Source organism: Actibacterium sp. EMB200-NS6 (genome assembly GCF_001305615.1).
Taxonomy (GTDB): domain Bacteria; phylum Pseudomonadota; class Alphaproteobacteria; order Rhodobacterales; family Rhodobacteraceae; genus Actibacterium_A; species Actibacterium_A naphthalenivorans.
Window position 1 is genome coordinate 3,190,466 of the sequence record NZ_CP010869.1, and the last position, 13,093, is coordinate 3,203,558.

At 64.9% G+C, this 13,093-nt stretch carries 11 protein-coding genes; 6 read left to right on the forward strand and 5 right to left on the reverse strand.

What is annotated here, in order from left to right; all coding sequences use genetic code 11:
• The first annotated feature begins 50 nt into the window (after nt 1–50).
• The 4 genes from TQ29_RS15485 to TQ29_RS15500 are packed head-to-tail and all read left to right on the forward strand — an operon-like array spanning nt 51 to nt 3,934.
• Nucleotides 51–683, forward strand: coding sequence for a paraquat-inducible protein A (locus TQ29_RS15485; protein ID WP_054539888.1), 633 nt, complete (start codon nt 51–53; stop codon nt 681–683).
• Nucleotides 653–1,282 (forward strand): paraquat-inducible protein A, encoded by a 630-nt coding sequence (locus TQ29_RS15490; RefSeq protein WP_054539889.1) that lies wholly within the window; start codon nt 653–655, stop codon nt 1,280–1,282. Before TQ29_RS15485 ends, TQ29_RS15490 begins: the two co-directional genes overlap by 31 nt.
• Complete coding sequence (locus TQ29_RS15495) at nt 1,279–3,369, forward strand: MlaD family protein (RefSeq protein WP_054539890.1); 2,091 nt, start codon at nt 1,279–1,281, stop codon at nt 3,367–3,369. Before TQ29_RS15490 ends, TQ29_RS15495 begins: the two co-directional genes overlap by 4 nt.
• Nucleotide 3,370: 1 nt before the next feature.
• Entirely contained in the window at nt 3,371–3,934 is a 564-nt protein-coding gene (locus tag TQ29_RS15500; protein ID WP_054539891.1) for a membrane integrity-associated transporter subunit PqiC, read from the forward strand.
• Here the strand turns inward: TQ29_RS15500 and TQ29_RS15505 are convergent, their stop codons facing one another.
• The 4 genes from TQ29_RS15505 to TQ29_RS15520 all read right to left on the reverse strand — a co-directional run bounded on the left by TQ29_RS15505 (nt 3,935) and on the right by TQ29_RS15520 (nt 9,018).
• Entirely contained in the window at nt 3,935–4,366 is a 432-nt protein-coding gene (locus tag TQ29_RS15505; protein WP_054539892.1) for a universal stress protein, read from the reverse strand.
• The gene (locus TQ29_RS15510) at nt 4,363–6,978 is read right to left on the reverse strand and encodes a TRAP transporter permease (protein WP_054539893.1); all 2,616 of its coding nucleotides are present in this window, start codon (nt 6,976–6,978) and stop codon (nt 4,363–4,365) included. Before TQ29_RS15510 ends, TQ29_RS15505 begins: the two co-directional genes overlap by 4 nt.
• Before the next feature lie 158 nt (nt 6,979–7,136).
• A complete protein-coding gene (locus TQ29_RS15515) occupies nt 7,137–8,105 on the reverse strand; it encodes a TAXI family TRAP transporter solute-binding subunit (protein ID WP_082386678.1) in 969 nt (322 codons plus the stop codon).
• Nucleotides 8,106–8,148: 43 nt separating this feature from the next.
• Nucleotides 8,149–9,018, reverse strand: a complete 870-nt coding sequence (locus TQ29_RS15520; RefSeq protein ID WP_037208888.1) for a MurR/RpiR family transcriptional regulator — start codon at nt 9,016–9,018, stop codon at nt 8,149–8,151.
• 129 nt (nt 9,019–9,147) lie between these two features.
• Between TQ29_RS15520 and TQ29_RS15525 the strand changes: the two genes are divergently transcribed.
• Together TQ29_RS15525 and TQ29_RS15530 are read left to right on the forward strand one after the other, a co-directional pair.
• The gene (locus TQ29_RS15525) at nt 9,148–10,467 is read left to right on the forward strand and encodes an aspartate aminotransferase family protein (protein ID WP_054539894.1); all 1,320 of its coding nucleotides are present in this window, start codon (nt 9,148–9,150) and stop codon (nt 10,465–10,467) included.
• A 63-nt stretch (nt 10,468–10,530) separates the two neighbouring features.
• Nucleotides 10,531–11,121, forward strand: coding sequence for a carboxymuconolactone decarboxylase family protein (locus TQ29_RS15530; protein WP_054539895.1), 591 nt, complete (start codon nt 10,531–10,533; stop codon nt 11,119–11,121).
• Between the two features lie 77 nt (nt 11,122–11,198).
• Here the strand turns inward: TQ29_RS15530 and lepA are convergent, their stop codons facing one another.
• On the reverse strand, nt 11,199–12,998 hold the full coding sequence (gene lepA, locus TQ29_RS15535; protein WP_054539896.1) for a translation elongation factor 4: 1,800 nt from the start codon (nt 12,996–12,998) through the stop codon (nt 11,199–11,201).
• Nucleotides 12,999–13,093: the final 95 nt, after the last annotated feature.

Sequence of the window (13,093 nt, forward strand, 5' to 3'; positions counted from 1 at the left end):
CCGCGCCCGCCCCGGCGGCCCGTTGCCCCGGCCACAGAAGGAGGCACAGAATGGAGCCCGATGATCCCGACCCGCTTTCGCCGCTGATTGCCTGCCCGGGATGCGACGCCCTCTACCGGGTTGTCGATGTGCCCGACAATGCGCGTGCCCGCTGCAATCGCTGCGGCGCGGTTCTGATCACCCCTCGGCCGGGGGCCTTCGCGCGGATCACCGCCTTGTCGCTTGCCGCCGTCGTCCTGATGGTTGCGGCGGTGTTCTTCCCGTTTCTCGCGCTCGATGCCGCCGGGCTGCACAACTTTGCCTCGGTGTTCGATGCGGTGCGCGCCTTTTCCTCGGGGCTGATGCTGCCGCTGTCGGTGGCGGTGGCGGGGCTGATCGTGCTGATCCCGCTCGCCCGGCTGGCGGCGATCCTTTATACGCTGGCGCCGATGGCGCTCGGGCGCGCGCCGCTTGTCCATGCCCGCGCCGCGTTCCGGCTGGCCGAGGCGCTGAAACCCTGGTCGATGGCCGAGGTCTTCATCGTCGGCGTCGCGGTCGCGCTGATCAAGGTGTCGGGGCTGGCCACGGTCTCGCTCGGGCCGGCGTTCTGGGCGTTTGTCGGCCTCGTTCTCGTCACAGTACTTCAGGACAATTTCATGTGCAGGTATTCGATATGGAAATCGCTGGAAAACCGGGCCCCCTGACCGCCCGCGCGGCGGGGCTGGTGGCCTGCCGCCGCTGCGGCCGCGTCCATCCGGGCGGGGCGCAGATCTGTCAGCGCTGCGGCGGGCCGATTTCCAGCCGCGAGATCAAAAGCCTGCAACGGGTCTGGGCCTGGCTGTTTGCCGGCATGATCCTCTACATTCCCGCCAATATCTATCCCATGCTGCTGACCTCGACCCTGGTCAGCAAACGCGAAAGCACGATCATCGGCGGCGTGATAGACTTGGCGCATCACGGGTCTTACGGGGTTGCGCTGATCGTGTTCGTGGCCAGCGTGATGATCCCGATCGGCAAGTTCATCGCCATCAGCTATCTGGCGCTCAGCGTGCAGTGGCCCATCCGCCAGCACAGCCATTTGCGCCACAGGCTGTACGAAGTGACAGACTTCATCGGCCGCTGGTCGATGATCGACGTGTTTGTGGTTGCGATCCTGTCATCGCTCGTGCAACTGGATACGGTGGCTACGATCAACCCCGGCATCGCCGCCGTCAGCTTTGCACTATCGGTGGCCTTCACGATGCTTTCGGCCCAAAGTTTCGATTCACGAACAATCTGGGACAGTGACAGACCCGCGGAATGAACGACGTTACCCCCCCTGAACCCGAGATCCGGCCGGCACGGCCCGCATTCTGGCAGCGGCTGTCGGTGGTCTGGCTGGTGCCGGTTCTGGCGCTGGCCATTTCGCTGGGCGTGGCCTGGCAGAACTATTCGCATCGCGGCCGGCTGGTTGAAATCTCTTTCGCCAATGCCACCGGCGTGGTGGCCGGCAGCACCGCGATCAAGTTTCGCGACGTGACGGTCGGCACGGTCGAGAAGGTCGGCTTTTCCGGCGACCTGTCGCGCGTCATCATCACCGCCCGGATCGACAGGGATGTCATCCCGTTTCTCGACGAAGACGCGCGGTTCTGGGTGGTGCGCCCGCAGGTTTCCGTGCGCGGCATCTCGGGGCTCGATACGGTTCTGTCGGGCGTGTTCATCGAAGGATCGTGGAATTCACAGAGAGGTACCGCGCGGCGCAGCTTTACGGGGCAGGACGAGCCGCCGCTGGTGCGCCCGGGCCAGCCCGGCACCCAGATCGAACTGCACGCCCGCGACGGCAACAAGCTGGCCGCCGGGGCGCCGATCCTGCACAAGGGGGTCAAGGTGGGCTATATCGAGGAACCGCGGCTGAGCCCGTCGGGCGATGGGGTGGTGGTTCAGGCCTTCATCGAAGGCCCGCATGACCGGCGCATCACCTCGGCCACGCGGTTCTGGGACACGTCGGGATTTTCCGTCTCGCTCGGGACGGCGGGGGTGACGCTGAACATGAGCAGCCTTGCCTCGCTGGTGGAAGGCGGGGTCAGCTTCGACACGCTGATCTCGGGTGGCGATCCGATCACCCAGGGGCAGGTGTTCGACATCTATGAAGACGAGGCTGCCGCCCGCGAAAGCCTGTTCAACGACGCGACCGCCGCGCCGGACGATCTGCACCTGTCGGTGCTGTTCGACGGGTCGGTCAGCGGGCTGACCCCCGGCGCCGATGTGCGCTTTCGGGGCGTTCGGATCGGCGAGGTGTCAGACCTGATCGCGCAGGTGGAAGAGGTTGACGGGCGGCGCCGCATCCGGCTTCTGGTCAACCTCACGATCAAGCCGAGCCGCCTGGGCTTTGGCGATGATCTGAGCGCCGAAGGCGTGATGACGCTGTTGCAGGATTACGTTGCGCGCGGCCTGCGCGCCCGGCTCGCGACCAGCAGCATCCTGACCGGCGCGCTGATCGTCGAACTCGTCGAGCTGACCGAGTACACCCCCGCCACCATCGACATGGAGGCGAAACCCTATCCCGTGCTGCCCGCCACCGAAGCCGAGCTTTCGGATTTCGACGCGACGGCAGAGGGGGTATTCGAACGCATCAACGCGCTTCCGGTCGAAGAGCTTCTGTCTTCGGCCATATCGCTGATGGACAGTCTGGAGCGGCTGGCCAACGATCAGGCATTGCAGGAAACGCCCCGCACCATGAACGCGCTTCTGGACGAGGCGCGCGCGCTGATCGGATCGGCCGACACCCAGGCGGTGCCGGGCGAGGTGCGGGCCGCGATCGGCGATCTGCGCAAGATCACCGACGAGCTGGAACAGGCCCGCACGGTGGCAAAGCTGAACGACGCGATCGACAGCGCAGCCTCGGCTGCCGCCAATATCGACACGGCCGCGGCCGACCTTCCGGAGATCACCGAACAGGTCAAGGCGCTGGGCGACAAGGCCAACAGCCTGGCCGTGGAAGAGCTGGTCGACGCCGCCACCAGGGCGCTGGCCTCGATCGATGCGCTGATCGGCACCGAGGATGCGCGGCAGCTTCCTCCGGCCCTGACCGGCGCGCTGAACCAGGTGCGCGGCTTTCTGGCCGAACTGCGTGAAGGCGGCGCCATCGGTAACGTCAACTCCGCGCTGGCATCGGCCGAGGCGGCGGCGGATGCCGTCGAAAACGCCGCCGCCAGCCTGCCCGCCCTGTCGGAACGTCTGAGCCGGGTCGTGGCCGAGGCCGAAGCCCTGCTTGGCAGCTACGGCGAGCGATCCCGTTTCAACGCCGAAACACTTGCCACCTTCCGCGACATCCAATCCGCGGCCAACGCCATACGCACGCTGGCCCGGACGCTGGAGCGTGACCCCAACTCGATCCTGTTTGGAAAATGACATGAGCCCACTGCGCGCCCTGGCCGTCGCCCTCGTTCTGCTGCTTCCCGCCTGTTCCGCGACCGGTCCGGGCTATCAGATGGAGCCGGTCACCTCGGACCTGCGCGTCAGGCCGGCGGTCCGCTCCGTGGTGGTGCGCACCGTTTCCCTGCCGGCCTATGCCGCGGCCGACGAGATCGCGCTGCAGAGCGCCACCGGCGCCATCGAAACCCCCGGCGGGCTCTGGGCCGACACGCCCGAGCGTGCGGCGACGCTGGTGATCGCCCGCCACCTGGCCGAGATCACCTCGGCCACCGTGGCCGCCGAACCCTGGCCGCTTGACGCATTGCCCGATGTCAGCGTCGATATCCGGGCCGAACGGCTGCTGGCCGGGGCCGACGGTGTGTTGCGGCTGAGCGGGATGTATTACGTCAGCGGCGAAGGGCGGCCGTTTGACAACACCGCCGGCCGGTTCGACATTCCGGTGCCGCTGGAGGGCGCAACCCCCGGCGCGATCGCCGCGGCACAGGCGAACGCGCTGCGGCAATTGTCGGAAACCATCGCTCGCGCGCTGGCGGCCCGCTAGCTAGCGCACCACATAGACAGAGCATTTGGAGTGGCGCACCACCCGCGCCGCGTTGGGCCCGAGCAGGTAATCGCGCAGCTCGGGCTTGTGCGAGCCGATCACGATCAGATCCGACCCCGCCTCGCGCGCCGCATGCAGGATTTCCTCGTAGGCCTTGCCGGTCGCCACGATGTGGCGCACCTTGGCGTTGGCTTCGGCGCCGATCGTGGACGACACGAAATCGTTCAGCATCTCCCGCGATTTGGCGACCGCCTTGTCATGAAAGCTGTTGTCGAAATAGGATCCCACCACGCTCATCCCGAAATCGGGAACGACGGTGATGACATCAAGCCGCGCGTCATCCAGCCGGGCCAGCTTGTCGGCGGTCAGCAGCACGTTGCGGTCAACCTCGGGCTGGCTCACGTCGATTGCGCAAAGGATCGAGGTGCTCATGCGGGAACTCCTTGCTGAGTGCGGGCCCGCGCCCGCTGAATGAACGCCAGCCCCGCCAGCAACAGCAGCACCGGAATGAAGATCAGCTCTTTCGGCGCCTGATCCGCCGCCGCCTGAACCGAGGCCACGCTGACCGGCGTATCGCCGTAAAAGTCAAACGAGCCAAGAGTTTCAAAGAAGGGCGTGCCGGGGAACGGCTCTTCCAGCAGCATCCCGTCGCCCTCGGGGATCGCGGTCAGCCCCAGCGCCTGCAGGCGCGCCGCGCCGCCCTCCTCCGGGCCGGCGGGCAGCACAAGGGTGGTTTCCTTGATCTCGCCCGTATCGAAATCCGGGCCCGACACGACGATGCGCAGCTCCTGCCCCTCATCCGCCGCGCCCATCGCCTGTTCGAGCGCGGCGGGCGCGATCGTTTCATAGGCGGGCTGAAACTTGTTCATCACGTAGTCGGGCCGGAACAGCGCAAAGGCGATCAGCACCAGCGCGATGCTTTCATAGATGCGGCTTTTGGTGACGAAATAGCCCATCGTTCCGGCGGTGAAGACCAGAATGGCGATCGTCGCGGTGACCAACACCAGAATGCCCTGTGCCCAGCCCACGTCGATCAGCAGAAGATCGGTGTTGAAGATGAACACGAAAGGCAGCGCCACCGTGCGCAGCGAGTAGAAAAAGGCGATGAAGCCGGTGCGGATCGCATCACCGCCCGAAACGGCGGCGGCGGCGAAACTGGCCAGCCCCACCGGCGGCGTCACATCCGCCATGATGCCAAAGTAGAACACGAACAGATGCACCGCGATCAACGGCACGATCAGCCCCGATTGCGCGCCCAGCTCGACCACGACCCCGGCCATCAGCGAGCTGACCACGATATAGTTCGCCGTGGTCGGCAACCCCATGCCCAGAACGAGGCTCAGCAACCCGACCATCACCAGCATCAGGATCAGATTGCCCCCCGACAGGAACTCTACCAGATCGGCCATCACCTGCCCCACCCCTGTCAGGGTGACGGTGCCGACGATCACCCCTGCGGTGGCGGTGGCCAGGCCGATGCCGATCATGTTGCGCGCGCCGTCGATCAGCCCCTGGATCAGATCACCCACGCCGGCACGAAAGGCGTTGACGGTTTCGCTTTGCCCGCGAAACATCGCCTTGATCGGGCGCTGGGTCAGCAGGATCGCGAACAACAGCGCGGTCGCCCAGAAGGCCGACAGGCCCGGCGATTTCTGTTCGATCATCAGGAAATAGACCAGCACCACGATCGGCAGCAGGAAATACAGCCCCGCCTTGTAGATCTTGCCCACCTCGGGCAGTTCCACCTGCTCGGCATTGGGGTCGTCGGGTTCCAGATCGGGCACCTGCGCGGCCAGCCACAACAGCGCCACATAGGCCACGAAGACCAGCGCCGCCAGCACCCAGCCCGCCCCCTCGGGCACCACCGAGGCAACCCAGCGCACCGGATATTGCACGCCGTAGCACATCGCCGCGAAACCGGCGAAGAAGACGAACATGCCGCCGATCGTCCTGGCCAGCGAAGTGGTGCGGTTGCCCAGCGTGGGCATGTTCCGCTTCACCGCCTCCAGATGCACGATATAGACCAGCGCGATGTAGGAAATCACGGCGGGCAGAAAGGCGTGGGTGATGACCTCGACATAGGAAATACCGACATATTCCACCATCAGGAAGGCCGCGGCGCCCATCACGGGGGGCATGATCTGGCCGTTGACCGAGCTTGCCACCTCGACCGAGCCGGCCTGTTCGCTGCTGAACCCGACCCGCTTCATCAGCGGAATGGTGAAGGTGCCGGTGGTGACGACATTGGCGATGGACGAGCCCGAGATCAGGCCCGTCGCGGCGGAGCCCACAACCGCCGCCTTGGCCGGGCCGCCGCGCAGGTGGCCCAGCGCGCCGAAGGCCATCTTGATGAAGTAGTTGCCCGCCCCGGCCTTGTCGAGCAGGGCGCCGAACAGCACGAACAGGAACACGAATTTGGTGGAGACGCCCAGCGCGATGCCGAAAACGCCCTCTGACGTGATCCACATGTGGCTCATCGCCTTTTTCAGCGAGGCGCCCTTCCAGCGGATCACCTCCGGCACGATCTCCGACGAGCCGAAGAACACGTAGAGCAGGAAGATCGTGGCGATGATCGCCATGGCCGGACCCAGCGCGCGGCGCGCGGCCTCGAACAACAGGATCAGCCCGACCAGCGCCACCCATTTGTCGGTATCGTCGGCCAGCCCGCCGGAATTGACGACCTTCTGATAAAAGAAATAGCCGTAAAGCGCGATGAAGGCGCCGGTGACGGCGAAGATCCAATCCTGAACGGGGATATAGCTGCGCGGGCTGGTGCGCAGGGCGGGATAGGCGCAGAAGGCCAGAAAGATGGCAAAGGCGAGATGGATCTGGCGCGAGTTGTTGATCACGTCGCCGGGCAGGATCACATTCGAAACCGGCGAGGCCAGCAGCACCTGAAACAGCGACCAGACAACCGCGACAACCGCCAGGAAGATCCCGACCGGCCCGGCCGGGTTGCGCGCGCCGGAGTCGGAGGCGGCGACCAGCTCCTGAAGTTCCTCTTCCGAAAGTGCGCGGCCATTGCTCGGCGACTTGTCCGTCATGTCCCAGATTCCCCGTTGGGCCGCGTTTCTGCGGCAATCATTACACACCGGCCTGTTGCGGGCCTGTCTCCGGGCGCGGGCGGTTCATCCGCCCGTCGGTTCAGAGAGGCCGGGGGCGGCATGCGCCCCCGGCCCTGTCGTCATACTGTCACAGTTGGTTATTCAATCCAGCCCTGTTCTTTGTAATATTTCGCGGCACCGGGGTGCAGCGGGGCGGAAAGGCCGGCCGTGGCCATTTCCTCGGGCTTCAGAATGGCGAAGGCCGGGTGCAGCTTCTTGAAATCCTCGAAGTTTTCGAACACCGATTTCACCACCGTGTACACGGCCTCTTCCGACACCGCATCAGAGGTCACGAAAGTGGCGCCCACGCCGAAGGTTTTCACATCCTCATCCGAGCCGCGATACATCCCGCCGGGGATGGTGGCCGAACGGTAGAACGCGTTTTCGGAAATCAGCTTGTCGATCTCGGTGCCTTCGACCGCCACGATGACGGAATCGCATGCGGTGGTCGCCTCCTGGATGGTGCCCGAGGGATGGCCGACGGTGAAGACGATCGCATCCACCTGATTGTCACACAGCGCCGCGGCCTGCTCTGCCGGTTTGAGCTCGGCGGCCAGCGCGAAGTCATCGGTGGTCCAGCCCTTTTCGGCCATCACCACCTCGAAAGTGCCGCGCGCGCCCGAGCCGGGGTTGCCCAGGTTCACCCGCTTGCCCTTCAGGTCGTCGAAGGTCTTGATACCGCTGTCGGCGCGGGCCACCACGGTGAAGGGCTCGGGGTGCACCGAGAAGACGGCGCGCAGGCCTTCGAACGGGCCGGCCTCTTCGAATTTCGAGGTGCCGTGATAGGCGTGGTACTGCCAGTCGGACTGGGCCACGCCGAATTCCAGCTCGCCCTCGCGAATGGTGTTGATGTTATAGACCGAGCCGCCGGTGGATTCGACCGAGCAGCGGATGCCATGTTCTTTGCGGCCCTTGTTGACCAGACGGCAGATCGCGCCGCCGGTGGGGTAGTACACCCCGGTCACACCGCCGGTGCCGATGGTGATGAACTCTTCGGCCTGCGCCGCCGGCGCGGCCATCAGGCCCACCGCCATGGCGGCGGCTGTGAATTTCAGTTTGGCAAACATCGTGAACTCCCGTGGTTGGTTTTGGGTTTGATACTCAGGGCGGTTATGCCCAGAATTCTTCCAGCATGTGGCTGCGGGCCTCGATCTCTTCGATCCTGGCCTTCGCCTCGGGCCCGGCGCGGGCCACCAGCATGCCTATGATGGCTTCCATCAGCACCAGCGTCGCGGCATAGGACGAAAAGAACTGCGGGCTGTCTGACGGCAGGATGAACTGTGCCGACGCATATTGCAGGGCGGGGCATGTGTGGGTGTCGGTGATGACCAGAACATAGGCGCCCTTTTGCGATGCCATTTCCGCGGCAAGGATGGCGCGGCGGGCAAACGGGGGTTTGGTGACGACGATCAGCGCGTCCTGCTCCCCCAGATCGGCCATGGCCGAAGACAGCGACGCGCCCATGCGCCCCGCCATCGACCAGTTCGCCGCAAAGTAATTGCCCATATAGGCCATGTATTCCGCCAGCCCGGTGGACCCGAGCGCGCCGAACAGAACCACGTTGCGCGCCACATGCAGCCGGTCGACCGCGGCCTCGAGCCGGGCAGGCTCGATCAGGCGGGTCGCCGCTTCGATATTGGCGATGCAGGCCGCGCCCTGACGCTCGAGGAAAGGGGCCGACTCGCCATTGGCCTTTTCCGCCTGCAACCGGCGGGCCTTTTCCGAAAAGCTGATGACCTGGCGGCCGATGGCATTGCGCGACAGCTCGCGCATGTCTTCATAGCTGTCGAATCCCAGCGCCCGCGACAGCCGCGAAAACGTCGATGGCGCAAGCCCCGAACTGGCCGAGATCGCGCGCAGCGACCGGGTGGCGACCTCTACCGGGTTTGCGGCAACGAAATCCGCCGCGACCCTGAGCTTCGCGCTCAGGCCGCCATATTCGGCCGCGATCTTTTCCTCAATCGACACAGCGTCGGGCATGAGCCCCCCAAGGATTCGATGAAACGGAGCGTTTCACGTGTTTTATTTGTTGTCAATAAATGAAACATATGTTCCAAAAATGATGGACGGCAGCATGGCCGCCGGGGATTCGCACGAAAGGAAGCCCCCATGTCACATATCTTTCCCCGCCACACGAAATCGGCCCCGCCCACGGTGGCGCGCGGTGAGGGCGTGTATCTGTATGACCAGACGGGCAAGCAGTATCTGGACGGATCGGGCGGCGCGGCCGTGTCTTGCCTGGGCCATGGCGATGCCGATGTGACCGCCGCGATCAAGGCGCAGCTGGATCAGGTGGCCTTTGCCCATACCGGCTTTTTCACCTCGGCACCGGCCGAGGCGCTGGCCGATCTTCTGATCGAGCATGCGCCTGCGGGGCTGGAGCGTGTCTATCTGGTGTCGGGCGGATCGGAGGCGATGGAGGCGGCGCTGAAACTGGCGCGGCAATATTATCTGGAAATCGGCCAGCCGGCGCGGCGCAGCATCATCGCCCGCCGGCAAAGCTATCACGGCAACACGCTTGGCGCGCTGGCCACCGGCGGCAACATGTGGCGCCGCGAGCCGTTTGCGCCGCTGATGATCGACACCAGCCATATCGCCCCCTGCTATGCCTATCGCCACCAGCAAGCCGGCGAAAGCGCCGAAGCCTACGGCCTGCGCGCGGCGAATGAGCTGGAGGCCGAAATCCTGCGCCTCGGGCCGGAAACGGTCATGGCCTTTGTCGCCGAGCCCGTGGTCGGCGCCACCGCCGGCGCCGTGCCCCCTGCGCCGGGCTATTTCAAACGTATCCGCGAGATCTGCGACCAATACGGTGTTCTGCTGATCCTCGACGAGGTGATGTGCGGCATGGGCCGCACCGGAACGCTGTTCGCCTGCGCGCAGGACGGCATCGCGCCGGATATCACCGCCATCGCCAAGGGGCTGGGCGCGGGGTATCAGCCGATCGGCGCCATGCTGTGCAGCGGCGCGATCTACAAGGCGATCGAGGATGGCTCCGGCTTTTTTCAGCATGGCCACACCTACATCGGCCATCCGGTGGCCGCCGCCGCCGCCCTTGCCGTGGTAACCAAGCTGACCAGCGGCGGCCTGGTCGGGCGCGCGCAGGCCATGGGCGAGACGCTCCAGGCCGCGCTTGCCGATGCGTTCGGCCAGCACCCCCATGTCGGCGACATCCGGGGGCGCGGCCTGTTTCGCGGCATCGAACTGGTCGAGGATCGGGAAAGCAAACGCCCCTTCGCCCCGGAACGCGGCATCGCCAAGGCGCTGAAGAAGGCGACCTTCGAGGCAGGGCTGATCTGCTATCCGATGGGCGGCACGATCGACGGGAAAAACGGCGACCACATATTGCTGGCGCCGCCCTTTATCCTGGACGACAGCCATGTCGAAGAGATCGTTACCAAGCTGGAAACGGCGATGCGCCAGGTTCTGTGACACAGCGCGCCGGCGCCGGGCGTTTCGGCACCGGCGCCATGCCAAGCGAAACGACATAAAACCATGCCCGACATGCCCGTGTTCCCGCCCCTGTCCGACGCCGACTGGCCCGCCCTTGCCGATGGCATGCAGGATGGCTTTGCCGGGCGGCTGAATGTCTATCGCACCATGGCGTACAACCCCGCCCTGCTGAAGGCATGGGCACCGCTGCGCCAGCATGTGGTGCTGGACAACGCCCTTGGCGCGCAGCTCAGCGAGGTCGCGATCCTGCGCACGGGCGTTCGGCTGGGCTCGTCCTACGAATGGGGGCAGCATGTGGTGCGCGCCCGTGCCTGCGGGATGGACGATGCGCGCATCGGCTCGATCCGCGGCCGGGCCGAGGGCATGGCGCCGCAGGATGCCACGATCGCCCGCGCGGTTGACGAGCTGTTCGACCAAAAGCGCCTGTCGCCGGCCATTCAGGCGGCGCTTGTGGATATGGTCGGCACGGCGGGACTGTTCGACGTGATCGCGACAGTGGGGTTCTATTCGACCCTGGGGTACATCCTGAACAGCTGCGACACCCCGCTTGACGAGGATATCGCCGCCGAACTCGACGCGCGACCCCTTGCCGGAGAGCCGGACCCGGCCGATCGCAAGGGGGCGCGCAGCTAGCGCAACTCCGGTTCAGCGGGCCCCGAAGCGGGCGGGGTCGGGATCGCGCAGGTGGCGTGTTGTGAGGGCAAAGGCGCTCAATCGTCCATCTTCAGCGCGTTGATGAACGCCTGCTGCGGGATTTCCACCTTGCCGAACTGGCGCATCTTCTTCTTGCCCGCCTTCTGCTTTTCCAGCAGCTTCTTTTTCCGCGTCGCATCGCCGCCATAGCATTTCGCGGTCACGTCCTTGCGCATCGCCGACAGGGTTTCGCGCGCGATGACCCGGCCGCCGATGGCCGCCTGGATCGGGATCTTGAACATGTGGCGCGGGATCAGCTCTTTCAGCTTCTCGACCATGGCCCGGCCGCGCAGCTCTGCCCGGTCGCGGTGCACCATGGTCGACAGCGCGTCCACAGGCTCGTCATTCACCAGAACCTGCATCTTCACGAGGAAATCCTCGCGGTAGCCGATCATCTGATAGTCGAAACTGGCATAGCCCTTGGTCACCGATTTCAGCCGGTCGTAGAAATCGAACACCACCTCGTTGAGCGGCAGGTCATAGACAACCATCGCACGGGTACCGGCATAAGTCAGATCCATCTGGATGCCGCGCCGATCCTGACACAGCTTCAGCACATCGCCCAGGTATTCGTCGGGCACCAGGATGGTCGCCTTGATGCGCGGCTCCTCGATATGATCGACCAGCGTCATGTCGGGCATGTCGGCGGGGTTGTGCAGCTCGATCATCGTGCCGTCGCGCAGGTAGACGTGATAGATCACGCTGGGCGCCGTGGTGATCAGATCGATGTCATATTCGCGTTCCAGCCGGTCGCGGATCACCTCGAGATGCAGCAGGCCGAGGAAACCGCAGCGAAAGCCAAAGCCGAGCGCGGCCGAGGTTTCCATCTCGTAGCTGAAGGAGGCATCGTTCAGCGCCAGCTTCTCGATCGCATCGCGCAGATCTTCGAACTCGGCGGCATCAACCGGGAACAGGCCGCAGAACACCACCGGCTGCGCCGGTTTAAAGCCCGGCAGAGCGGCGGCGCAGGGCTTTTTCTCATGCGTGATGGTATCGCCCACGCGGGTGTCGCGCACCTGTTTGATCGAAGCGGTCAGAAAGCCGATCTCGCCCGGGCCCAGTTCGGGAATATTCTCCATCTTGGGCCGGAACACGCCGAGGCGATCCACCGGATAGGTGCCGCCCGTGCGCATCATCTTGATCTTGTCGCCCTTCCTGATCACCCCGTCGATCACGCGGATGATCACCACCACCCCCAGATAGGCGTCGTAATAGCTGTCGACCAGCATCGCCTTCAGCGGCGCGTCACGGTCGCCCTTGGGGGCCGGCAGGCGGGTCACGATCGCCTCCAGCACTTCGGGGATGCCGAGACCCGTCTTGGCGCTGATCCGCACGGCATCAGAGGCGTCGATGCCGATCACATCCTCGATCTGTTCGGCCACGCGGTCGCAATCGGCGGCGGGCAGATCGACCTTGTTGAGAACGGGCACGATTTCGTGATCCGCGTCGATCGCCTGATAGACGTTGGCCAGCGTCTGCGCCTCGACCCCCTGAGAGGCATCGACCACCAGCAACGAACCTTCGACCGCCTGCATCGAACGGCTGACCTCATATGCGAAATCCACATGGCCCGGCGTATCGATCAGGTTCAGGATATAGGTCTGGCCGTCCTTCGCGGGATATTCTATCCGCACGGTGTTGGCCTTGATGGTGATGCCGCGTTCCCGCTCGATATCCATGTTGTCGAGAAGCTGCGCCTTCATGTCCCGCGCGGCCACGGTGCCGGTAAGCTGGATCAGCCGGTCGGCCAGCGTGGATTTACCGTGGTCGATATGCGCCACGATGGAAAAGTTGCGGATGTTTTTCAGGTCGGTCATTGCGCCGATATGATGTGGATTTCGAAGGCGGTCAAGCGGGGGTGAGGCCTGAGCACAAGAAGTACCGGGGGCATTGCTGAACCACACCGGACACG

Excerpts from the sequence above, each read along its gene's own strand:
- TQ29_RS15485 (WP_054539888.1), top strand. The coding sequence starts at position 51 with ATGGAGCCCGATGATCCCGACCCGCTTTCGCCGCTGATTGCCTGCCCG.
- TQ29_RS15490 (WP_054539889.1), top strand. The coding sequence starts at position 653 with ATGGAAATCGCTGGAAAACCGGGCCCCCTGACCGCCCGCGCGGCGGGG.
- TQ29_RS15495 (WP_054539890.1), top strand. The coding sequence starts at position 1,279 with ATGAACGACGTTACCCCCCCTGAACCCGAGATCCGGCCGGCACGGCCC.
- TQ29_RS15500 (WP_054539891.1), top strand. The coding sequence starts at position 3,371 with ATGAGCCCACTGCGCGCCCTGGCCGTCGCCCTCGTTCTGCTGCTTCCC.
- TQ29_RS15505 (WP_054539892.1), bottom strand. The coding sequence starts at position 4,366 with ATGAGCACCTCGATCCTTTGCGCAATCGACGTGAGCCAGCCCGAGGTT.
- TQ29_RS15510 (WP_054539893.1), bottom strand. The coding sequence starts at position 6,978 with ATGACGGACAAGTCGCCGAGCAATGGCCGCGCACTTTCGGAAGAGGAA.
- TQ29_RS15515 (WP_082386678.1), bottom strand. The coding sequence starts at position 8,105 with ATGTTTGCCAAACTGAAATTCACAGCCGCCGCCATGGCGGTGGGCCTG.
- TQ29_RS15520 (WP_037208888.1), bottom strand. The coding sequence starts at position 9,018 with ATGCCCGACGCTGTGTCGATTGAGGAAAAGATCGCGGCCGAATATGGC.
- TQ29_RS15525 (WP_054539894.1), top strand. The coding sequence starts at position 9,148 with ATGTCACATATCTTTCCCCGCCACACGAAATCGGCCCCGCCCACGGTG.
- TQ29_RS15530 (WP_054539895.1), top strand. The coding sequence starts at position 10,531 with ATGCCCGACATGCCCGTGTTCCCGCCCCTGTCCGACGCCGACTGGCCC.
- lepA (WP_054539896.1), bottom strand. The coding sequence starts at position 12,998 with ATGACCGACCTGAAAAACATCCGCAACTTTTCCATCGTGGCGCATATC.